This is a genomic window from Oribacterium sp. HCP28S3_H8 (genome assembly GCF_052064775.1).
In the GTDB taxonomy this organism is placed as follows: Bacteria; Bacillota; Clostridia; order Lachnospirales; family Lachnospiraceae; genus Oribacterium.
The window spans coordinates 409,090-431,541 of the sequence record NZ_JBQHUZ010000001.1 but is presented as its reverse complement, the minus strand read 5'-3'; the positions used below and the strand labels follow the sequence as shown (position 1 = coordinate 431,541).

The following is a 22,452-nucleotide window of genomic DNA, read 5'->3' as shown; positions in this document are numbered from 1 at the left end:
ATGGTTTCTTGTCTTATATTATGATCACTTTACATAGTAGAAGTCATCATCAGGCAGTGTACCGCCGACGGACTTTGGGTTGGCTGCATTGAGGACGGAAAGATAACCGGAGAGGTCAGTCTTCATCTCATCGCCGGTGATGGCAACGATGTTACACTGGGGAAGTGCTTTCTCGGCAATTGGTGCCTTGACGATGATGCCGTACTGTGCAACAAGAGCGGCAGTACCGGAAACATCTGCATTTGCCTTATCGGTGCTTGCCTTATGATCTGCAAGGAACGCATCTACCTGATCCTTATGATCCGCAAGATAATCGTTTCTTACGACAGTCACACCTGTAAGGAGCTTTGAATCAGGAGAAACGGCCTGCCACTCATCGGTAAGTGAAAAGGCAAGCTTGAGAGCATCGTTCTGTGCCATGGCAACAGTTACAAATGGCTGCGGCAGGATGGCAATCTTAGTAGGATCCTCCTTCAGTGTTGCGGCAATTTCCGTTGCCTCGGACTTAAACTGTACGTCACAGTCCTTGACTCCGTTTTTATCAAGGAGATAGTTTAAAACATACTCCGGAGAAGCGCCCTGACCGGTGCTGAGTACGGTTTTACCGGACAGATCCTTTACGGATTTCACGGAATCATCGCCGGTTACACAGTACAGCACGCCGAGTGTGTTGATGTCGATGACCTTGACACCTTTATTTGTTTTATTGTAAGCAACGGCTGCGACATTGGCTGGCAGCAGTGCAACGTCCAGCTTGCCGGAAACGAGCTCGCTCATGATGACATCCGGCTGTGTCTGCATTTCAAAAAGATAGCCGGATTTGCTGCCGGACTCAACATCGTGCATGAGATTTACAAGACCCATGGTGGTCGGTCCCTTGAGAGAGCCGATCTTCATGGCACCCTCTGAAGTATCACCGATTGGTGCGGTTTCAGCTTCGGATGCGGCCTGGGTAGATTCTGATGCAGCTTTGCTCTCCGCGGCAGATGTTTCAGCAGCTGCACTCTCGGAAGCCTTGGTCTCGGAAGCTGCGGACTCGGTGGAAGCTTCACTTCCGACATTGGTAGTCTCCTGTGCAGTAGTTGTTGCGTTAGCAGAACCGGATGCACCGCATCCTGCCAGCAGTGCAGCAGACAGCGCAGTGGCAATCAATGCATTAAGTAAGATGTGTTTTTTCATAATGCTTTATTTCCTCCCTGTAAAATCCAGTAAAATCATATGCTATTATACTGTAACCTGTCGTTTTACAGTGAATTATTTCTTGAACATTAGATGGAAGAAGCATTCGCATCCATTTGTTCCAGGACTTCTATCACCATTTTTACCTGCTCCATGGTGATGCCGGCAGCGATGCTGTTGCTCCAGTCGTTTAGCACGGTACGGATTTCCGGAAGGAGCGCATTGCCTTGATCGGTAAGGTACAGCCGGTATTGCCTGCGGTTTTCGGGGTCCCGCTCCCGGTGGAGATACCCCATGTCCTCAAGCTCCTTGCAGCTCCGCGCCATGCGGGTTTTATCGAGGCTCAGAGCATTCGCAAGATCCTCCTGATTGATGCCGGGATAGTGGCTTAGGTGAATGAGTGCCCAGAACTGGTGGTTTCTGAGTCCTGTGCTTTCCAGCTTACTGTTAATGTATGCCCGGCGCTCCCGCTCGAGAGAGCCGATGAGTCCGGTAAGATGCCGGGATGAAAAAATATTGTCGGGGTTTTTAAAATCCATTAGTCTACTGCCTCCGGTGAATGCATTCGCTGTCTGATTTCACGCATGATCATATACAGCATGGGAAGCGCAAGGATAACGCTTGCAACATCCGATGTGCTCTGTGCAATCTCGAGTCCTGTAAGACCTAAGGCGGCATTGAGAATCACAAGCAGCGGAATCAGGCAGATGCATTGGCGGGAAAGTCCCAGAACTGTTGCTGCAATGGGACGACCGAGCGCCTGGAAAAGTCCGTTGATGATCATGACCCATACATGGGCGGGAAGGACAACGCACTGTAATCTTACCATAAAAACGCCGGTTTTAATAATCTGCTGATCATCTACTGTAAAAGCACCGACAATCTTTGGAGCAAGCGCATAGATCAGAGTTCCCATAAAGATGCAGATCAAAAGACCGTATCCTGAGGTTACCCAAAAAGCCTTACGTGTACGACGGTACTTTTTAGCGCCCCAGCAGTACCCCGCAATTGGCTGGAATCCCTGACCAAAGCCCAGAACCATGGAGCCCATAAACATCATGATGCGGTTGGAGACGGAAACTGCCGCAAGCACAGAGTCGCCATAACTTCCGGCATAGTTGTTGGTGATGACGCTGGAAACACTCATGAGACTGGTGCGCAGGAAGGATGGTATGCCCATTTTGCCGATTTCCTGGTACATGGACCAGCTTGGAGCAAAAAAGCGGGTGGATACCTGGATCATGGATTTGCCGCGGTAATACGGGATCAGGAGGATAATAAAGCTTATGACCTTGGAAAGACCTGTAGCAGCGGCGGCACCTGCAACACCCCAGTGAAATACAAAGATAAAGAGCGGGTCAAGCACAAGGTTTACGATACATCCGGAAACCATGCCTGCCATGGAGTACGTCGTGCTTCCTTCTGCGCGGAGGCATTGGGAGAGAACAGTGTTTCCGATGGTAAAGGGTGCGGAATACAGGATGTAATCTGCATAATCAATGGAATACTGTCTGGAGTTTCCGGTTGCGCCGAGGAGCATTACGAGATCTGACCGCTTAATATAGGCGCCAATAGAGATCAGCGTGATCAGCAGTAAGGATGTGTAGAATGCAGTTGACGCGACTCTGGACGCTTCGTCATATTTTTTGGCTCCAAGCAGTCTTGAGATAATGGAGGATGCGCCCATGCCGAATCCCATGCCAACGGCCCGCAGGAAAAACATAAGGGAGTTGTTGACACCGACAGCTGCGGTAGCATAGGTTCCCAGTGTACTTACAAAGTAGGTATCGGCGAGATTATAAAAGGAGTCGATCAGCATCGTGATGACCATAGGCAGTGCAATGATAGGGATGACCTTGATGATCGGTGCTTCCAGCATCAGATTATAACGCTTTTCTCTGGCTTCCATGACTTCCTTGCTGACGGCAGAATTTTCCATGTCAGAGGTCGCCATGGAAGACTCTTGGGAATCCGAGGATAGTGCAGAGGCTTTAGATAAGTACTCTGTGGATACCCCTGGCGAGCAATCTGCAGATACTCCGGAAGAACTTTGGGATGTGGTCGATTCTGTAGATGAATGAATGAAATGCATATGTTTTACAGCTCCCTTCTATTGTAATAAGCAACTAATGCGCTGAACAACTATTGCTAATAGCAACTATAAAGCTGGAATACAGAATTGTCAATATGTTATTGCCTGAGTGCCTAAGTGCATCGGAGTCATTATGCAGGTGCTATGTAGGTACGAAAGTACCATGCAAAAACAGTATGACTTTTTTGGAATCGTCGTTATAATAGTAAACATGAGATACCTGTAAACAGGGCTTTATCAAAAGCATAAAAATCAAAAGTATCAAAAAGATCTCAGGAAGATTTTTATGGTTTAAGGGGGAAGTCAGTATGACATACGAGGAATTATTACAGCATGCATCTACCTGCATGGGAAAGTACTGTAAGGCTTGCCGGGAGTGTAACGGACGTGCCTGTGGAAATCATATGCCGGGACCTGGAGCCAAGGGCATTGGTGATGTGGCAGTTCGTAACTATGAGGCATGGAAAAAGCTCAGAATTAATCTTAATACCATTGCGGAAAACCGGGATCCGGATACTTCCTTTACATTTTTTGGTTTGAAGATGAAGTATCCGATTTTTGCAGGTCCTGTGGGTGCGGTGAATCTGCATTACGGCGATCAGCTGGATGATATCGGATATAACGATATCCTTGTATCGGCATGTGCGGACGCGGGTATCTGTGCCTTTACGGGTGACGGTACCAATCCGGATGTGATGAAGGCGGCGACGGCTGCCATTAAAAAGCAGGGAGGTGCAGGTGTACCGACCGTAAAGCCATGGGATGTCAATACACTTAAGGAGAAATTCCAGCTTGTGAAAGATAGCGATTCCTTTGCAATTGCTATGGATGTGGATGCTGCCGGACTTCCATTTCTGCAGGGGCTGACACCACCGGCAGGTTCCAAGACGGTTGCAGAGCTTAAGGAGATTATCACAGCGTCCGGCAAGCCGTTTATCGTAAAAGGTATCATGACAGTGAAAGGAGCAGAAGCTGCACGGGAAGCAGGAGCATCTGCCATCGTTGTGTCAAATCACGGCGGTAGAGTCCTGGATCAGACACCGTCTACAGCAGAAGTTCTGGAGGAGATTGTCGATGCTGTAGGCGGTAAGATGATGATCCTTGTGGATGGTGGCATCCGCTCCGGAGTAGATGTCTTTAAAGCGCTGGCACTGGGCGCGGATGCTGTGCTGGTTGCCCGCCCGTATGTTACAGCCGTTTATGGAGGCGGAAGAGAAGGTGTAGAGCTTTATACCGAGAAGCTTGGCAAGGAGCTGATGGATACAATGAGGATGTGCGGCGTAGGCTCACTTAAGGAAATTTCCAAAGACAATTTGTTCCATCCGACGAGCAAATTAGTCCGGTTCTAAGCAAAAGATGCATTCTCATCGTTACTCTGGATATTAAATCAAAAATAAAGCCCCGGTGACTTCCTTAAGAAATCACCGGGGTTAAATTATGTGACTGCGAATATAACTTACGCAACAGCCTCGCCGCTGCCGCTCATCATCATGAAGTTCATGATGTTCTTCATATCTTCCGGATCGGAAACCTTGAGATCCAGCTCCTTGATAAAGGATGTATCCAGAAGCTTTGCTGCCAGCAGGATCTGGCTGAGCTTGGACTTAAGATTGATCATGTCGCCATCCTTGGAAATCAGCTTTACATCACCCTTGCAGCTGTCCAGAACATTGAAAAGTGCGCTTACGTTATTAATGTTATAAAGTTTCATACAATTACCTCCTTTTAAAAGGTCTGTCATCCATCTGTTTTACGAGCCGGGGTTATGAACCAGGCTCCTCCTGAACTAAGCTTATCTATTGCTTAGCTCATCTCAAAAGTCATCTATATTTAAGGAGCGGTGAAACCGGGGAGGATGCTCTTAAGCATTTCCTGTATGCTCCTGTCACATCTTCCTTATACTGCAAGTTATACAAATATGCAAGTATAATTTTGTTGATTATTACCTAGTGAATTGTGTGAAATTTATCACAATCTTACGGCGCTGTAAAAAACACGTACTAAAATGTGCCATAAACCATTTGGACTACCGGGAAGCTTTGTGATAAATGATCATGATTTTAGACCATAGGAGCGAGGAGAGTGTAAGCTATCAGTATTTTAAACAAATTTCAAAATTTTTGATGAGAACTGAATCCACATTCCTTAATTATGTGAACATGTGCATGACTATATCCTCACATTCCTCCGCATCACTTCATAATATAGAAAGATCGGACATGGTAAGTTAGGAAGTTAATACATGTGGAACGAGCTGTTGATTTCGCGCCTGTGAGCTTATAAAATGGTATAACAAAGCGACATTATGCCAAGAGGATAAGAGAGAATATTTAGCGAGATCGATGACTTCCGGGCGCATGTCGGAGAAACACGAGGTAATCCATATGAGTCTACTTACAAAAATTCTATCGGTACTTGTGGCAGCAGAGTTTCTCTATATTTTTTATCTGGAGACGATCGCCACGACATCGGACAAGACATCCAAGGTATTTGGTATGTCCAGAGAGGAGCTCAGCCGGAAAAGTGTTAATGTACTCTTTAAAAATCAGGGAGTTTACAATGGGCTGATTTCTGTACTGATCGGGCTTTCGGTATTTGCATTTCACAGTAAGGCAGCCGTTGTCAGCCTGATGCTGTATATTGTCGGAGTTGCGCTGTATGGCAGTGTGACAAGTAACCCTAAAATCATCCTGATGCAGGGAGGACTTGCGATGCTGACACTGGTATCCTGCGTCTTCTGAACGGACCTTCGCTTTGTTGAGACTCGCAGTGTATGAGGACCGTCCGTCTGCATCAGGTGAAAGGACAAAGGGCAGAAGCATTCCTATTAATAGTAACTGTTAACTGGCAAAGGCAATCCGCCTTAAGCAGGTGAAAGGGGGCATTTCTTGGTGATCTGGAATCCCTGGCATGGATGTCATAAAATCAGTCCGGGCTGTGAACATTGTTATGTATACAGGCGTGATGCGTCGATCGGCAAGGATGCGAGCATCATCCGTAAGACCGGTGATTTTGACCTTCCGCTTAAAAAGAACCGGCAGAAACAATATAAGCTACAGCCGTCGGATGGCACCGTCTTTACCTGTATGACGTCGGACTTCTTTCTGGAGGAAGCGGATGCGTGGCGTCCCGAGTGCTGGCAGATCATGCGGGAGCGAAGGGATCTGCAGTTTGCCATCATAACGAAGCGGATCCACAGATTCTTACAATGCATTCCGGAGGACTGGGGTGAGGGCTATCCTAATGTGTCCATTTACTGCACGGTGGAGAACCAGCAGATGGCAGATTACCGTCTGCCCATTTACCTGACATTACCGATCCGGCATAAGCATATCTGCCATGAACCGATGCTGGGTCCGATTGATATTGTATCATATCTTGCCACGGGACAGATCGATTATGTCCTGTGCGGCGGAGAATCCGGACCGGATGCGCGTCCCTGCCATTATGCATGGATCCTGTCCACCCGGGAGCAGTGCATGAAATATGGCGTGGCTTTTCATTTTAAACAGACCGGCGCGGTTTTTGTAAAGGATGGTAAGGTCTATCATATCGAGCGCAGATTTCAGCAGAGCCAGGCGGCTAAGGCGAATGTTGACTACGCCGGCAGTATCGCTGCTTCGGGGAATGCTGTCCCCAAGATTACTTCCGGTCCGGAGCCGGAGTCTCATGAAGCCTGGCTCAAGCGGGACCTGTTTCAACGGATTTCGGAATCAAATTTCCGCAGTCGATTTAAGCTGAAGCCTGCCGATCAGCAGTATGTCCGGGATAAGGGTATGGATACCATCCGTAGGCATGCGGAAGATATCATTGCAAAGCGGCTTGCGCCGGCAGTCATTCCGAATGACGGCAAGCAGACTCCTATGCGCGGTCATCCGGTTTTTCTCGCCCAGCACGCCTGCGCCTGCTGCTGCAGAGGCTGCCTTGAGAAATGGCACGGCATCCCGGCGGGGAGAGCGCTCAGCAAGGAAGAGCAGAAGTACGTTGTGGATACACTGATGGAGTGGATCGAAAGACAAATGTTCTCTTCATTATAAACGACGAGTATGGTATGATAGCTTAAATATGGCGGTAGATCATGCGCGTATCAAGCTGAATAAGCAAAGGATTAAAACGTGAAAAATATGATGAGAAGCCGGCATTCGCAATTTAACAAAAGTTAATCTCGTAAAAAAAGTGACGGAGTTTTATACATGCACGATACAGAAACTAAAGATACCATATTTCAAGAGGAACAGGCGCACCTTACCGGGCTTTACCAGCAGCTTATAGATATGCAGCAGTCGCTCCGGGATGAGCTTCAGGAGATTTCCAGGAAGGCAGCAGAGGAAAAAAGTCAGCAGAGTGAGGATCTTAACTATAACTTCCATAATGATGAGGAGGGACAGGAAACTCTTATTGAGTTTGAGACGATGAGCCGTGCGGTAGCGCAGCTCAATATTGACAGTCAGTCTGTGAGCACGAGGCTTGCAGATGTACAGCGCTTACTGCCCCGCCCATACTTTGCAAGGATTACAGTGCAGTTTGACGAGGATGAAGCGCCGGAGGACTTTTATATCGGTGCAGCCTCCTGTACGGATGCACAGCATGAGCAGCTGGTTGTGGACTGGCGGAGTCCCATTGCCGAAGTCTATTACAATCATGAAAATGGTGAGACCTCCTATGAGGTTGACGGTCGTAAAATCCCGGTTACGCTTAAGCTTCGGCGGCAATTTGACATTACACGAAATGTCCTGCATGCATATTTCGACACCAAGGTCGCGCTGGAGGATCCGCTGCTGATCCGTTCGCTTACCAGGAAGCGTACAGACAAGCTGCAGTCCATCACGGAAACGATCCAGGAGGAGCAGAACAAGATTATCCGTTATCCGGATGTTCCGGTGCTGCTTGTGGCAGGTATTGCAGGTTCCGGTAAAACCTCGATCCTTCTGCAGAGGATTGCCTATCTTTTTTACCGGCAGCGGAAAACCTTGAGACCGGAGCAGGTTGCCTTAATTACCTTAAATCCGGTTTTTCAGCAGTATATTGATCATGTGCTTCCGGAAATGGGAGAAGCCAATCCAGTAACGATGACATGGTCGGATTTCCTCGGATCACTTAAGGTGGACAGCCGGGGAGAAGCGGATATGACCGAAGCGGAGACATTCCGTATCATCGATGCAGAGCTTCCGAGCTTAAAAATAGAAGACTGGGCACTTAAAAATATCAATCTTCAAAAATCCAGGGTTCTGTCTAAAAAGCAGATTGCCGCGGTGCTAAGAACCCATCGGAATATCCCGACCGGCTCGCGGCTCATGCAGACGACGGTGGATGAGCTTCTGGAGAGGGCTAAGAAAAATGCGCTGAAGCTTGAGCGGAAACAGGAGCAGGATTTTACAAAGGATGCGGATATGGAAGATCCCGAGGATAATCCGGTGGAAAATCAGATGGGTGGCATCGTCGAGAGGATCCGTTCCTTTGACTGGCTGGATATAGATGCAATCGGAAAACGTCTGCTTGGAAAAGAGGAGCTCACGCCGGCGGAGTATATCTATCTTAAGCTGACGCTTACGGGACTCTGCGACCGCAGCACAAAATATGTCATTGTGGATGAGGTGCAGGATTATACAGAGGCACAGCTGCTTGTACTTAAAAAGTACTTCCGCAGAGCGCACTTTATGTTCCTGGGAGACGAATTTCAGTCGATTCACCGGGATACGATTACATTTAAGAGACTGCGGGAGCTGTTTTTAGAGGAGCAGAAGGAAGTGGTTGAGCTTCCGCTTCTTACAAGCTATCGTTCCTCACCGGAAATTACCGGGCTTTTTACCGGACTTCTGCCGGAGGAAACCCGGGTGCATACGTCTTCTGTGCAGCGCCCCGGGATTGAACCGGAGATTAAGGCATTCGCAGAGCATGAGGCATATGTTGAGGCGCTGAGAGAGGCGATCCATGCACATAATACGGAGGACGGGCTTACGGCGGTGATCGTTGAGGACTGGACCGGTATCAATCACATGATGCGGGTGCTGGGAGACGATATGCCGCGTGTGATCCGGCAGTATGAGGCATTGCCGAAGAGTGGTATTGTACTGATGGAGCTTAAGCTTGCCAAGGGTCTTGAATTTGACACGGTGATCCTGCCGGATGTGACAGCAGAGGATTATCCGGACGAGCCGATGTTCCGGCATAGACTTTATACAGCGATCTCACGTGCGACAGAGAGGATTATTATCCTTTCCGATGGTGTGCTGTCTCCGATCATAAGCAGCTTGATATAAATTATCTGACTTACAGGGGAGGAATGATACTACATGCTTGAAAAACGGGTAAAACGGGAGCTTGACCTCCTGATCGAGAGATATCCGGTGCTTGTCACGCAAAGTGAACGGATTTCTGAGGCGTATCAGGTTCTGGAACGCTGCTATACCGGAGGTGGAAAGCTTCTCATCGCAGGAAACGGCGGGTCAGCGGCAGATGCCGAGCATATTGTCGGAGAGCTCATGAAGGGCTTCCGGCTGCCACGGAAGCTGAATGCAGACTTTTGTGATCGCCTGCTTGCGTCAGATGAGGGGCTTGGGCTTGGCAGAGAGCTTGCGGACCACCTCCAGGGGGCACTGCCGGCGATTGCACTGGATGGTCATCCTGCGCTTTCCACAGCCTATAGTAATGACTGTGCGCCGCTGCTTTGCTTTGCACAGCAGGTCAACGGCTACGGTAGAGCCGGAGATGTTTTTCTGGGAATTTCCACCTCCGGAAACAGTAAAAATGTCCTTTATGCTGCAACGGTTGCGAGAGCACGTGGCATGCAGGTGCTTGCGCTCACCGGAGCAAAGGATTCGGCTCTTAAGAAGTTAAGTGATGTTACGATCCAGGCACCGGATACAGAGACCTACCGGATCCAGGAGCTGCACCTTCCGATCTATCACTGCCTCTGTCTTATGCTGGAGCAGCACTTTTTTGGACAGGATTAAAAATTACATAGAGGATACGTTATGATTATTACCAAGACACCGTTCCGCATGTCCTTTTTTGGCGGCGGGACGGATATGGAAGAGTACTTCCGGGAGTACGGCGGTGCTGTGCTCTCTACAACCTTTGATAAATACTGCTATGTCAACGTCCGGCATCTGCCACGCTTTTTTGATTACAGCACGGAGTTGTCCTATGCTAAAACGGAGCGTGTCACCCGAATCGAGGACATTCAGCATCCGGCGATCCGCAATGCCATGCAGATGTTAGACATGCATGAAATCCGCCTGACCTATGAGGCGGATCTGCCGGCGCGCTCGGGGCTTGGAACCAGCAGCAGCTTTGCCGTGGGTATGCTCAATGCATTCTATGCGCTGAAGGGAAAATATGCGGACAAACGGAAGCTTGCGGATGAAGCGATTTACCTCGAGCGGGTGCTGTGTAAGGAAGCCGGTGGTCTGCAGGATCAGATCGCAGCGGCATTTGGGGGATTAAATCTGATTGAATTCAGTGCAGACGGGTATGAGGTCCGTCCTGTGATTATTTCTCCAGAGCGGAAGGAGCAGCTCAACGATAATCTGGTCATGTTTTTTACGGGCTTTACGCGTTTTTCCTCTGATGTACAGAAGGCGAATGAAGCCGGCTCGGAGGATGCCCGGGAGCGTAAAATCGAGAAACTGCATAAGATGTATGATCTTGTGTTTGACGCGGAAAAGGTCCTGATCTCCCCCAAGGCGGATCTCGATGATTTTGGCAGATTGCTGGATTATACCTGGAGGCTGAAACGGGAGACCGGCTCTGCCGTCACGACCGGAAAGATCGATGATCTCTATGCAAGAGGACTGGAAGCCGGTGCGCTGGGCGGAAAGCTGCTTGGTGCCGGTGGAGGAGGATTCCTCCTGTTTTATGTACAGCCGGATAAAAAGGCCGCGCTCATGGAAGCCATGAAAGACCTCATGCATGTACCATTCCGGTTTGAAAACGGCGGAACACGGGTGATTTACTATGCACCGGAAACCTATATACCGGCGTAATAGTATTGCTTTAATCCAGGATGCCGGATGCCTTAATGACCTGGCACATTTCTGAGATTTTATCCGGCGGGAGCACCAGCGCAAAGCGGACATAGCCCTCACCGAGGGGACCGAAGCTGGAACCCGGAGTGACAATCACACCGGCCTTATCCATGAGCTCCATGCAGAATTCCATGCTGGATTTAAATTTCGGAGGGATCGGTACCCAGACAAACATCGAGCCATGCCCGTCCACCGCATCCCAGCCGATGGAGCGGAGACCGCCGCAGAGTGCATCCCTGCGGTCCTGATATTTTTGGCACTGCTCCTTTACAGAATCAAGTGGTCCTGTGAGCGCCGCGATGGCAGCCTTCTGCAGAGGGAGAAACATACCAAAGCTGATCTGCTGATGAAGCTTGCGGAAAGCACTTACTACATCCTCCCGACCCACAAGAAAGCTGATTCTTGCGCCGGTCAGATTAAAACTCTTGGAAAGGGAGAAAAACTCCACACCGACCTCTTCGGCACCGGGATAATTTAAGAAGCTATGCCCTTCGATGCCGTCAAAGATGATATCCGAGTAAGCGTTGTCGTGGATAATGAGGATGTCATATTTTCTGGCAAATGCGATGATTTCCTCATAAACCTCCGGTGTACCGACGGAGCCCATCGGATTGGAGGGGAGAGATACAACCATAAACTTTGCGCGCCTTGCAACATCCTCCGGGATCTCCGATACCTTGGGCAGAAATCCGTTTTCCTTTGTCATAGGATAGTAGTATGGCACCGCACCGGCCATTTTGGCACAGGTAATGAAGACCGGATAGCAGGGCGTCGGGAGCAGAACCGTGTCGCCTTCATTCGCAAGAGCCATGCCGATGAGTCCCATACCCTCCTGGGTGCCGCTGCAGCTTGCAACCTGCTCCGGACGGATGTCTACACCGAAACGCCTTTTATAATACTTTACCACGGCATCAAGCATCTCATCCGTGTCCCGCAGTGCATAATGCCAGTTCTCGGGATCTTTGGCGGCTTCGATCAGTGCCTCACGGATATGCTCCGGTGTTTCAAAGTCCGGTGTGCCGACCGACATGTTGTAAAGCTTCCGGCCCTGCTTCTCAAGCTCGATTTTTTTATCATTAAGAGCGGCAAAGATTTCGTCGCCGAAACGATCCATACGTTTACTGAACTGCATATTGAACCCCCTAAGGCAAAATATTAGATAAAAAAACAATTACACACGGTATAGCATATCTCAGTGCGGGAGACAAGAAAAAATCTAAAAGCTCTGATCTATGTCCGCCGTATATATGTGACTTTTGCTATGAGAAGAGGCTTTTCTTCCAGAGGTATTGCAGTTAAAAGTTAAAGAAATTGATAAAAGTGACTCTTGCCTAAATTTCAGTTATCGTCTAACATGGAACTGTTTCTTTACAGAACTTTTACATATATTTTGCAATGACGTAAACTTTAAAAATTTTGGAGTACAAAAATGCTGACGATTCTGATTACTCTTTTAGGCGGCCTGGGTCTTTTCATTGCCGGGATGTATATGATGAGCCATGGTATTGAAAAGGTTGCTGGTACAAGACTCAGAAACATATTGGAGACTTTCACGAGGACACGTCTTACGGGTCTTCTTGTTGGTCTCTTTTTTACTGCCGTAATTCAGTCCTCGAGTACGGCGACGGTAATGGTTGTGACCTTTGTAAACTCCGGACTGATGGCGCTGAGCAATGCCTGCGGGATTATCCTGGGTGCAAATATCGGTACCACGGTTACCGCGCTGCTGGTTGCATTCAGACTCAGTGCCATCGCGCCGCTGTTTGTCTTTGCGGGCGCGATCATGATGAACTTTATTCCGAGCCAGCGGGTCAAGAAATCCGGTGAAATCGTTATGGGATTTGGACTTCTGTTTGTCGGTATTTCCAGTATGTCCTCGGCGATGGCGGATCTCAGGGATATCCCGGCAGTGATCCATTTCCTTGCGGGCTTTACCAATCCGTTCTTAGGCGTCCTGATGGGTTTTGTGATTACGTCCATTGTGCAGAGCTCCTCCGTTACCGTATCCATCCTGGTTGTCATGGGCTCACAGGGATTGATCGATCTTAGGATCTGTATGTTTATCATCCTGGGCTGCAATATCGGTGCCTGCTCCAGTGCTATGCTGGCGTCGGTTGGCGCCAATGCAGACGGCAAGCGTGCGGCTCTGATCCATCTTTTGTTTAATATTTTCGGTACGATCCTGATGTTTGTTTTGCTGCTGCTGTTTGCGCCGCAGATCGAGCTGCTGATTATGACAGTTTCCGGCGCGAGACATGCGGAAAATGCGGGATCACTAGGCAGAAACATTGCATTTGCGCATTTCTTATTTAAGGTATTTCAGGTTATTGTGCTGTATCCGTTTATGGATCTTATTATCAAGCTTACCTATGTGCTTGTGAAGGATGAGCCGGAAAGCAGCACCCAGGAGGGCTTCAGTCTTAAGTACATCGGGGCTCCCAAGCTTCCGACGCCGCCGGTTGCCATGTATCTTGCCAAGCAGGAAATTGAGCGGATGGCTCATATGGCCATTGACAATCTGAATCTTGCAGTTTACTGTCTTACGGAAAATGATGGTGAGAGGCTTAAGGTGGTCTATGAAACAGAGAAATATATTGATTATCTCTGCACCGCGATTGGAGCGTACCTTACTAAAATCAACCAGAACGCGATTCCGCTTCGCGATGCGGATCTGATTTCCGGATATTTCCATGTAGTCTCTGATGTAGAGCGAATCGGTGATCATGCCGAGGATATTGCGGATATGGCGGCATATTTCCAGAGCCATAAGATTACGCTTTCCGATGAAGCATATCAGGATCTAAGCAAGATGATGGAAACCGTGCACCGGCTTCTGGAAAGGTCTTTAAATATGTTCCTGACCGGTGATATGAGCGATAAGGGTCTTGTGGAGGAGCTTGAAAACAAGACGGATGCACTTGTGCTGGAAATTACGGACCGGCATCTCCAGCGTATGGCGGATGGTAAGTGCGATGTGCAAGCCGGCGTCTTTTTCTCGGATATGATCAATGGTCTGGAACGGGTGGGAGACCACGCGACCAATATTGCATTTGCATTGTATAAGGCAAAGATGTTGACCCAGAAGCGGAGCAGCAATGTGGAGCCGGCAATGGCATAATAGATGTAATGAGATGAGATGGAACAGAGACAGAATCAGGTGATTTTGAATGCTGTATGACAAAGACATTCGCGAGCCGCTGTTTGAATATCTGGAAACCCGCTATGGCAGAGTGCGGATCCTTGAGGAAAAAATTATGGGGATCAGCCGGGCGGATGTGGTGATGATTACCGAAAACGCCTTTGTCGGGATTGAGATCAAGAGCGATGCCGATACGTATACGCGCCTTCCGCGACAGATCCGCGACTATGACTATTTTTTTGATGCGAATATCATCGCTGTCGGCTCTACGCATGCTGCGCATATTGCAGAGCATGTGCCGGAGTGGTGGGGCATCATTACCGTCGATGAGGTAGAGGGGATGCCGGATTTTTATATGCTGCGGGAGCCGGGCGTAAATCCCCTGATGGATGTAAGACTTAAGCTGAGTCTTCTTTGGCGACCGGAGCTCGCCAGGATCCAGGCAAAGCATGAGATGGCTGCATACAAGCGGATGTCCAAGAAGTTTGTGATTGGAAAGATTTCAGATCAGGTCCCGTACGAGCTATTACGATACGATATGAGTGCGGAGCTCATGGAGCGGGATTATACAACAATTTCCGAGGAGATAAACCGCTTCCGTGTGGAGGAGGAGCATAAACCCCGGAGGAGAAGCGCCGACGCAGGGACACGCAAAATACGAGGTTTAGGAAATGCGCGGAAACGGAGCGGGAGATCCCGGAAGGATAGACCGGATCTTCTTGTCCGGAAGGTGGTCCGGCATAGTCGTCGGAAATCTGAAAGAAGCAGCAAAAAAACTTAACAAAATCGTAAGAAATAGGATGACAGTCCTTACATTATCTGTTATGATACAGAATTTGTAAGGAGGAATTTCTTATGATATATACGGTGACGCTCAACCCTTCCATTGATTATTTTGTTAAAATCAGGAACTTTGAGTTTGGCAGAACCAACCGGACGACATCGGAGCTGATGATTCCGGGCGGCAAGGGCATCAATGTTTCGCTCATGCTGCACAGCCTTGGCATGGCCTCGATTCCGGTCGGATTTACGGCAGGCTTTGTCGGACAGGAGATTGAGCGGCTGCTCCAGAGCGAGGACATCAATCCGAGCTTTATTCACTGCAGCGGTTGCTCCAGGATCAATGTAAAGCTGCAGAACTTTGAGGGCACGGAAATCAATGGCATGGGACCGGAAATCAACGAGGATCACATTCAAAGTCTCATGGAGAAGCTGAAGGATCTCTCCGAGGGGGACTATCTTGTACTGGCAGGCTCCATCTCACGTAATCTGCCGGATACGATTTACTCGGATCTGTGTGCTAAGCTGGAGAGTCAAGGCATTCGCATCGTGATTGACGCGACGGGGCAGCCGCTCCTGGATACGCTGCCGTACCATCCGTTTCTTATCAAGCCCAACATTGATGAGCTGAGCGAGGTCTGCGGTAGAGAATTGTTTATGACAGATGATATCATCGATGCGGCGATGGAGCTGCAGGATAAGGGCGCGGAAAATGTACTGGTATCCATGGGCTCCAAGGGTGCGGTGCTGGTAGACCATAAGGGAATCCTTCATAAGGGGCGTGCTCCGGAGGGACATGTGGTGAATGCAGTCGGCGCAGGTGATTCCATGCTGGCGGGATTTCTCTATGGCTATGAACAAAGTCAGGGTGACTACGAGGAGGCGTTCCGTTACGGGATTGCTTCGGGCTCGGCGAGTGCTTTTACACAGCGGTTCGGAAGCCTTGATGAAGTGAAGAAACTGATGGCAGAGCTTAAGACCATGCAGCACAAGCTGTAAGGAAGTGAGTATGCCGGTGCGGTAATGCTGCCGCAGTCGGGCATACTTTAATAAGGGGAGGAGAATGGAAGCTTTATTCATTGCTATAAATGCGGTCGTACCTTTTTTATGCTATATGATGTATGGATATGGATTCCGGAGACTCGGATTTGCAGACATTCCCTTCTTTAACCGTCTGAACCAGCTTGTTTTCAAGGCGTTTTTTACAATCCTGATGTTTAAGAACTTTTACAGTATGGATCTTGATTTCGGCGCCCAGGCGAGATTTGTAGGCTTTATTGTGGCAGCGCTTCTGCTATTGATTTTCCTTCTGTTTCTGCTGGTTCCGCTCCTGGTATCCGATAACAGAAAAAAAGGTGTAATCATCCAGGGCGTATACCGGAGCAATACCTTGATTTTTGCGATTCCGCTGGCAGAGGCGATTTTTGGAGAGGAAGGCGCCAACCTTGCCACGGTGGCGGTTGCGTTTTGTATCCCGATTTATAATCTGTCTGCAATCATTATCCTCGAGTATTTTAACGGAGGCAAATCCTCTGCATGGGACCTCATAAAGAGAGTCGTGACCAATCCTCTGATTCTCGGTTCAATCCTGGGCGCGGTGTGCCTCGGACTTAAGATCGAGATTCCGGAGTGCTTTATGACACCCATCCGGAACTTCGCCAATATGTCTACTCCGCTTGCAATCTTTATCCTGGGCGGCACCATCCAGTTCCTTGCGATCGGTAAAAATCTAAAGTATATTGTGCCGACACTGCTCGCTAAGCTCTTTGTGGTGCCGGCAGTGCTGATGCTGATTGCGGGCGCATTTGGCTTTGGCCCTATGGAGCGATTTGTTGTGCTTTGTGTATTTGGTACACCGGATGCCGCGGCGATGTTTCCGATGTCGCAGAACCTGGGCGGTGATGGGGAGCTTGCCGGACAGCTTCTTGCCACAAGTACCATTTTTTCTGTTGTTTCCCTCTTTCTCTGGATTTATGCTTTAAAGGCAACGGGTCTGATCTGAGGCGCTGTATTTTATAAGATTTAAAAAGAGCTATATATCTAAAGAGCCATAAATCTAAGACTGAGAGTTTCATATAATTTCACAGAATTCCATAGAATTTCCAAGAAATACCGAGGTTTTTTGCATTGACTGCACAAAACCTCTTTTTTATAATGAAACAGATGTCTGATAAAAGGAGGAAGCAATCAGCATGGATCTTTCCTATAAAGAGGAGGCTCTCAGTGCCTTTCTGGAAAAATTTGGGGATACAGAGGGAGTCAGATGTTATTTTGCTCCGGGACGTGTCAATCTGATCGGAGAACATACGGATTATAATGGAGGACATGTATTTCCGTGCGCACTTACCATCGGTACCTATGCGGCAGTGCGGAAGCGGGCAGACCGGAACGTGCGTTTTTATTCTGTGAATCTTTCCAAGTCCGGTGTCATCGAGAGAAGTCTGGATGCCTTTCAGCCACTGAAGGAGGACAGCTGGACGGCTTATCCGATGGGCGTGATGTGGGCATTTGAAAAGCGAGGCTTTCAGATACCGGTGGGACTTGATATCGTTGTGAACGGAAACATTCCCAATGGATCCGGGCTGTCCTCCAGTGCCTCGCTCGAGGTACTGACCGGCTATGTCCTTAAGGAGGAGTTTGGTTTTCCGGTGAGCCTTGTGGAGCTTGCCAAGATCGGGCAGGATGCGGAAAATAATTACTGCGGGATGAACTGCGGCATCATGGACCAGTTTGCAAGTGCCATGGGTAAAAAGGACAATGCGATCTTCCTGGACTGCGCGACGCTCGATTATGAATATGCGCCGGTGGTACTGGATGGTATGAAACTGGTGGTTACCAATACCAACAAGAAGCATAAGCTTGTGGGCTCTGCTTATAATGATCGCCGGAGAGAGTGTGAGGAAGCAAGAGAAATCCTTGCGGATGCCTGCGGAATCAAGACGCTCGGGGATCTCAGTAATGAGGAGTTTGAGAAATATAAGGATGCCATCAAGGATCCGGTGGTGAGGAAGCGTGCAAAGCATGCGGTCTATGAAAACAACCGCGCGATCCGGGCAGTGGCAGAGCTCAAGGCGGGACATATCGAGGAGTTCGGCAGGCTCATGAATGCGTCGCATGTTTCTCTCAGGGATGATTTTGAGGTATCCTGTGAGGAACTGGATATCCTGGCAGAGGAAGCCTGGAAGGTACCGGGCGTACTCGGATCTCGTATGACCGGCGGCGGATTTGGAGGCTGTACGGTTTCCATTGTAAAGGATGAAGCGATCCCGGACTTTAAACAGAAGGTCGGAGATGCCTATAAAAAGAGGGTCGGATACGACTGTACATTTTATGTAGTAAGCATTGGCGACGGACCAGAGGAGGTTTGATTTTATGCAGATTCTTGTTACCGGCGGCGCCGGATATATCGGCAGCCATACATGTGTGGAGCTTCTGAATGCAGGCTATGATGTGGTTATCTTTGATAATCTTTATAATTCCAACCAGAAGGCAGTGGACAGGATCGAGCAGATCACAGGAAGAAAGGTTAAATTCTATAAGCTGGATATGCTGGATAAGGAAGCCATCCATCGGGTTTTTGAGGAAAACAAGATTGATGCGGTGATTCACTTTGCAGGACTCAAGGCAGTTGGAGAGTCGGTGCATAAGCCCATTGAGTATTATCAGACCAATATTAATGGCACGCTAAATCTTGTCAGCGTCATGCAGGCGCATGGTGTCAAAAACATCATTTTCAGCTCCTCCGCAACGGTTTACGGTGATCCTGCGGAAATTCCGATTACAGAGAACTGTCCTAAGGGCACCTGCACCAATCCGTACGGCTGGACCAAATGGATGCAGGAGCAGATTCTGACGGATATCCATACGGCGGATCCAGCGTGGAATGTAATCCTTTTGAGATATTTCAATCCGATCGGCGCGCATAAGTCTGGCCTCATTGGAGAGGATCCTAAGGGCATTCCTAACAACCTCCTGCCGTATGTGGCACAGGTGGCAATCGGCAAGCTCCCGGTCATCAATGTATTTGGTGATGATTATCCGACACCGGATGGTACAGGCGTCCGCGATTATATCCATGTGGTGGATCTTGCAAGAGGTCATGTCAAGGCGATTGAACGCTTTGCTAAAAACGATGGTGTATATATCTGTAACCTTGGCACCGGTCATGGCTACTCTGTACTGGATGTCATCCATGCGTTTGAGAGAGCCTGCGGGAAGAAGCTTCCGTATGTCATCAAGCCTCGCCGTGCCGGTGATGTTGCTACCTGCTATTCCAGCTCTGAGAAGGCAGAGAAGGAGCTTGGCTGGAAGGCAGAGTATGATCTGGATGACATGTGCCGGGACAGCTGGAACTGGCAGTGTAAAAATCCTAATGGCTATAACGGCTAAGATGCTTTATGCCTGCCTTCATTCATGAGATGGCAGGCATTTTTTCGAGTTGAATTGAAGCAGAAATTGAAACAGGCTTTAGGACTCAAAAGTGAAATTGCCGGCTTAGCTGTGTCCGAGTAGCTGGCTGGAAGATGATAAAGGGTAATGGCTAAGGATTAAGGGAGGACATGACAATGGATCTGCAGGAAGCGGTAAAAGATCTTGCTGCCTATGGAGTTAAGACCGGACTGATCGAGGAGAGCGATATCGTCTGGGCACTTAATACACTGATCGCACAGCTTGGAGTGAGTGAGCTCAGCTTTACACGGGAGGATGTGCTTACGGAGGCATCTCAGATCGCCTTTGATGATACAGAAGCTGCAGAGGATGGTATCGGAAGTCCTCTTGGCACCATTGAAAGCGGAAATTATCTTGCCCATGTGCTTAAAACGCTTGACGATTATGCGGCAGAGCATGGACTGCTTCCGGATAACACGACGGTTTACCGGGATCTTTTTGATACAAGGCTTATGGGTGCATTGACACCGAGACCGTCGGAGGTTCAGGCAAGATTTGACGCGCTCTATGACGAGAGTCCCAGGGAGGCAACAGACTGGTACTATACTTTCAGCCAGGATACGGATTATATCCGCCGGTACCGGGTAAAGAAGGATCTGAAATGGAAGACGGAGACTCCTTATGGTGCACTTGACATTACCATCAATCTGAGTAAGCCGGAGAAGGATCCCAAGGCGATCGCGGCTGCCGGCAAGGCAAAGCAGACAGGCTACCCCAAGTGCCAGCTTTGCCGTGAATGTGAGGGCTACGCCGGACGTGTGGATTATCCTGCAAGAGAGAACCACCGCATTATCCCGCTTTTGATCCAGGGAGCAGAGTGGTGCCTGCAGTATTCGCCGTATGTATACTATAATGAGCATTGCATTGTGCTCAATGCCAGGCACACGCCGATGAAAATTGACGCGGATGCGTTCCGGAAACTGTTTGATTTTGTAGCGCAGTTCCCGCATTATTTTGTAGGATCCAATGCGGATCTGCCGATTGTCGGAGGCTCAATCCTTGCGCACGAGCATTTCCAGGGCGGGCACTATGAGTTTGCCATGGCAAAGGCACCGGTCGAGAGAAGCTTTACTGTGCCGGGCTTTGAGGATGTGAATGCAGGCATCGTGAAGTGGCCGATGTCCGTGATCCGTCTTTCCGGCAGGGATACGGAACGAATTAGTATGCTTGCGGACCGGATCCTTACCCACTGGAGAGCATATACCGATGCCGACGCGTTTATTTATGCCGAGACGGATGGCGTAAGACATAATACCATTACGCCGATTGCCCGTAAGAGGGGAGAGCTTTTTGAGCTGGACCTTGTACTTCGCAATAATATCACGACGGAGGAGCACCCTTTGGGAGTCTTCCATCCGCATGCAAAGCTGCATCACATCAAAAAAGAAAATATCGGGCTGATTGAGGTCATGGGACTTGCTGTGCTGCCAAGCCGCTTAAAGGATGAGATGGCGGAGCTTAAAAAGCTGATTTTATCCGGCGGAGATCTCCGGGAACATCCGGAAACAGCAAAGCATGCCGACTGGGTTTCGGAATTTACCAAGGAGTATCAGCGTAACGGTGTGAGCTTTACTGAGGATAACATCGACGGCATCCTTCGTGAGGAAATCGGTAAGGTCTTCTGCCAGGTGCTGGAGGATGCAGGCGTTTATAAGCGGACAAAGGAAGGGCAGGAAGCATTCGACCGCTTTACCGCATCGATTTGAAATGCATACAGGAGCCTTGGAATCGGCGGATCTCCATGTGCTTTGTAGGCTGCATATTTTCTGTCGTATATTTATTTTGGCTCTTGAAACCTTAAACTGAGATTCTGTACCGGGATTTCTGACAATGTATCAGGATCCCGGATATTTTGGTGTCGCGGCATAAATTGCCCAGGGGATGGAATCCACGATTTCGATGCATCGGATGTCTGCCTGAGGGAAATCAGAACGATGCAGATCCACATCGATTCCGATTCCGCTTTGTTCACGTACAAATGTATAGATTAAGGAATTTTCCATGATCCGGATGGGAATCTGCGGCACAAAGCCGAGTTCCTGACATTTTGTGACCACCGAGTGAAAAATGCTGAATTTTTCATTGAGTGTGATCAGCTTTTCCTCTCGCAGGTCATCAAAGGACAGGACATCCCTTTGATACAAGGGATGTCCTTTATAAACTACGGCACATAGCTTTCTTTCAAAAATTTTTTCTTCATGGACCATCGGAGAGCGGAAATGATCTACCACATAGGCGGTGTCAATCTTTCCGCCCAGCAAAAGATCCCGGATGTTCTGATTAAAGTCTTCCGTCCATTCCACGGCTTCAGAGCCGATCAGCTCCTGGCTAAGCGACCTTAGGGCAGGGACTGCCTGCAGAGCTCTTATGACGCCGCAGGCAAACCCTACCCGTCGGGAGTGGCGGGAAAAATCCATGCGTTTCATTTCCATCTCCAGATCCTGCAGTCGGTAAAGCATTTCCTTACTGTGTTTATATAGATAGTCTCCGCTTCTCGTAGGTTCAAGTCCTGCCTGAGACCGTTGAAATAGCGTGACGCCAAGCTCGTTTTCCAGTTTGTTCAGGTTTTTCCCCATGCCCTGCGGGGTGATATAAAAACGTTCGGATGCCTTGTTTAAGCTTTTTGTTTCATAGCAGGCGCAGAAATAGCGCAGCGTCTTGGTGTCCATAATCCGAAAATTCCTCCTGTAAAGTTCTATCCTTCGACAGCTTTTATTTTGTCTTATTCGTTTTATTTGATTTCAGCGTATCCATGAATTGCATTGTTGAAGCTTGTAGCTTATATT

Annotated in this window: 20 protein-coding genes and 1 pseudogene; 15 read left to right on the top strand and 6 right to left on the bottom strand. The window is 48.8% G+C overall.

What is annotated here, in order from left to right:
- Positions 1 to 24: 24 nt before the first annotated feature.
- From ACTNEN_RS01955 to ACTNEN_RS01945, 3 genes are all read right to left on the bottom strand, one after another.
- On the bottom strand, positions 25 to 1,179 hold the full coding sequence (locus ACTNEN_RS01955; RefSeq protein ID WP_441204375.1) for an ABC transporter substrate-binding protein: 1,155 nt from the start codon (positions 1,177 to 1,179) through the stop codon (positions 25 to 27).
- An 89-nt stretch (positions 1,180 to 1,268) separates the two neighbouring features.
- Positions 1,269 to 1,718 carry a MarR family winged helix-turn-helix transcriptional regulator gene (locus ACTNEN_RS01950; RefSeq protein WP_441204374.1) on the bottom strand — a complete coding sequence of 150 codons (450 nt, stop codon included), beginning with the start codon at positions 1,716 to 1,718 and terminating at the stop codon, positions 1,269 to 1,271.
- On the bottom strand, positions 1,718 to 3,133 hold the full coding sequence (locus tag ACTNEN_RS01945; protein WP_441204373.1) for an MATE family efflux transporter: 1,416 nt from the start codon (positions 3,131 to 3,133) through the stop codon (positions 1,718 to 1,720). The genes ACTNEN_RS01950 and ACTNEN_RS01945 overlap by 1 nt, the downstream gene beginning before the upstream one ends.
- On the opposite strand from ACTNEN_RS01945, the gene ACTNEN_RS01940 reads away from it, so the two are divergent.
- Together ACTNEN_RS01940 and ACTNEN_RS01935 are read left to right on the top strand one after the other, a co-directional pair.
- Positions 3,132 to 3,260 (top strand): hypothetical protein, encoded by a 129-nt coding sequence (locus ACTNEN_RS01940; RefSeq protein ID WP_441204372.1) that lies wholly within the window; start codon positions 3,132 to 3,134, stop codon positions 3,258 to 3,260. The two genes, ACTNEN_RS01945 and ACTNEN_RS01940, sit on opposite strands and share 2 nt — an antisense overlap.
- Positions 3,261 to 3,579: 319 nt before the next feature.
- Complete coding sequence (locus ACTNEN_RS01935; RefSeq protein WP_441204371.1) at positions 3,580 to 4,620, top strand: alpha-hydroxy-acid oxidizing protein; 1,041 nt, start codon at positions 3,580 to 3,582, stop codon at positions 4,618 to 4,620.
- A gap of 107 nt (positions 4,621 to 4,727) precedes the next feature.
- Here the strand turns inward: ACTNEN_RS01935 and ACTNEN_RS01930 are convergent, their stop codons facing one another.
- Positions 4,728 to 4,982 (bottom strand): polya polymerase, encoded by a 255-nt coding sequence (locus ACTNEN_RS01930; RefSeq protein WP_441204370.1) that lies wholly within the window; start codon positions 4,980 to 4,982, stop codon positions 4,728 to 4,730.
- A 673-nt stretch (positions 4,983 to 5,655) separates the two neighbouring features.
- Between ACTNEN_RS01930 and ACTNEN_RS01925 the strand changes: the two genes are divergently transcribed.
- The 6 genes and pseudogenes from ACTNEN_RS01925 to ACTNEN_RS01900 all read left to right on the top strand — a co-directional run bounded on the left by ACTNEN_RS01925 (position 5,656) and on the right by ACTNEN_RS01900 (position 11,256).
- Positions 5,656 to 6,012: a DUF1304 domain-containing protein gene (locus tag ACTNEN_RS01925; protein WP_441204369.1), complete on the top strand. Its 357-nt coding sequence runs from the start codon at positions 5,656 to 5,658 to the stop codon at positions 6,010 to 6,012.
- Between the two features lie 147 nt (positions 6,013 to 6,159).
- Positions 6,160 to 6,873: pseudogene (locus ACTNEN_RS01920) on the top strand (DUF5131 family protein); the annotation flags it as partial.
- Positions 6,874 to 6,882: 9 nt separating this feature from the next.
- Positions 6,883 to 7,308: a DUF4186 domain-containing protein gene (locus tag ACTNEN_RS01915; RefSeq protein ID WP_441204412.1), complete on the top strand. Its 426-nt coding sequence runs from the start codon at positions 6,883 to 6,885 to the stop codon at positions 7,306 to 7,308.
- 156 nt (positions 7,309 to 7,464) lie between these two features.
- Positions 7,465 to 9,531 carry a HelD family protein gene (locus ACTNEN_RS01910; RefSeq protein WP_441204368.1) on the top strand — a complete coding sequence of 689 codons (2,067 nt, stop codon included), beginning with the start codon at positions 7,465 to 7,467 and terminating at the stop codon, positions 9,529 to 9,531.
- A gap of 33 nt (positions 9,532 to 9,564) precedes the next feature.
- Positions 9,565 to 10,224 carry a D-sedoheptulose-7-phosphate isomerase gene (locus ACTNEN_RS01905; RefSeq protein ID WP_441204367.1) on the top strand — a complete coding sequence of 220 codons (660 nt, stop codon included), beginning with the start codon at positions 9,565 to 9,567 and terminating at the stop codon, positions 10,222 to 10,224.
- A 21-nt stretch (positions 10,225 to 10,245) separates the two neighbouring features.
- Entirely contained in the window at positions 10,246 to 11,256 is a 1,011-nt protein-coding gene (locus ACTNEN_RS01900; protein WP_441204366.1) for a GHMP family kinase ATP-binding protein, read from the top strand.
- A 10-nt stretch (positions 11,257 to 11,266) separates the two neighbouring features.
- Here the strand turns inward: ACTNEN_RS01900 and ACTNEN_RS01895 are convergent, their stop codons facing one another.
- Positions 11,267 to 12,430, bottom strand: a complete 1,164-nt coding sequence (locus ACTNEN_RS01895; protein ID WP_441204365.1) for a pyridoxal phosphate-dependent aminotransferase — start codon at positions 12,428 to 12,430, stop codon at positions 11,267 to 11,269.
- 297 nt (positions 12,431 to 12,727) lie between these two features.
- Here ACTNEN_RS01895 and ACTNEN_RS01890 point away from each other — a divergent pair, with 297 nt between their 5' ends.
- The 7 genes from ACTNEN_RS01890 to ACTNEN_RS01860 all read left to right on the top strand — a co-directional run bounded on the left by ACTNEN_RS01890 (position 12,728) and on the right by ACTNEN_RS01860 (position 21,372).
- Positions 12,728 to 14,416, top strand: a complete 1,689-nt coding sequence (locus ACTNEN_RS01890) for a Na/Pi cotransporter family protein (protein WP_441204364.1) — start codon at positions 12,728 to 12,730, stop codon at positions 14,414 to 14,416.
- 49 nt (positions 14,417 to 14,465) lie between these two features.
- The gene (locus ACTNEN_RS01885; RefSeq protein ID WP_441204363.1) at positions 14,466 to 15,218 is read left to right on the top strand and encodes a sce7726 family protein; all 753 of its coding nucleotides are present in this window, start codon (positions 14,466 to 14,468) and stop codon (positions 15,216 to 15,218) included.
- A gap of 74 nt (positions 15,219 to 15,292) precedes the next feature.
- Positions 15,293 to 16,216 (top strand): 1-phosphofructokinase, encoded by a 924-nt coding sequence (pfkB, locus tag ACTNEN_RS01880; protein ID WP_441204362.1) that lies wholly within the window; start codon positions 15,293 to 15,295, stop codon positions 16,214 to 16,216.
- 64 nt (positions 16,217 to 16,280) lie between these two features.
- Positions 16,281 to 17,219 (top strand): AEC family transporter, encoded by a 939-nt coding sequence (locus ACTNEN_RS01875; protein ID WP_441204361.1) that lies wholly within the window; start codon positions 16,281 to 16,283, stop codon positions 17,217 to 17,219.
- A 190-nt stretch (positions 17,220 to 17,409) separates the two neighbouring features.
- Positions 17,410 to 18,585: a galactokinase gene (locus tag ACTNEN_RS01870; RefSeq protein ID WP_441204360.1), complete on the top strand. Its 1,176-nt coding sequence runs from the start codon at positions 17,410 to 17,412 to the stop codon at positions 18,583 to 18,585.
- 4 nt (positions 18,586 to 18,589) lie between these two features.
- Positions 18,590 to 19,606, top strand: coding sequence for a UDP-glucose 4-epimerase GalE (gene galE / locus ACTNEN_RS01865; RefSeq protein WP_441204359.1), 1,017 nt, complete (start codon positions 18,590 to 18,592; stop codon positions 19,604 to 19,606).
- Between the two features lie 170 nt (positions 19,607 to 19,776).
- Positions 19,777 to 21,372 (top strand): UDP-glucose--hexose-1-phosphate uridylyltransferase, encoded by a 1,596-nt coding sequence (locus tag ACTNEN_RS01860; RefSeq protein ID WP_441204358.1) that lies wholly within the window; start codon positions 19,777 to 19,779, stop codon positions 21,370 to 21,372.
- 129 nt (positions 21,373 to 21,501) lie between these two features.
- Here ACTNEN_RS01860 and ACTNEN_RS01855 read toward each other — a convergent pair whose 3' ends face one another.
- Entirely contained in the window at positions 21,502 to 22,335 is an 834-nt protein-coding gene (locus ACTNEN_RS01855; protein WP_441204357.1) for a LysR family transcriptional regulator, read from the bottom strand.
- Between the last annotated feature and the right edge of the window lie 117 nt (positions 22,336 to 22,452).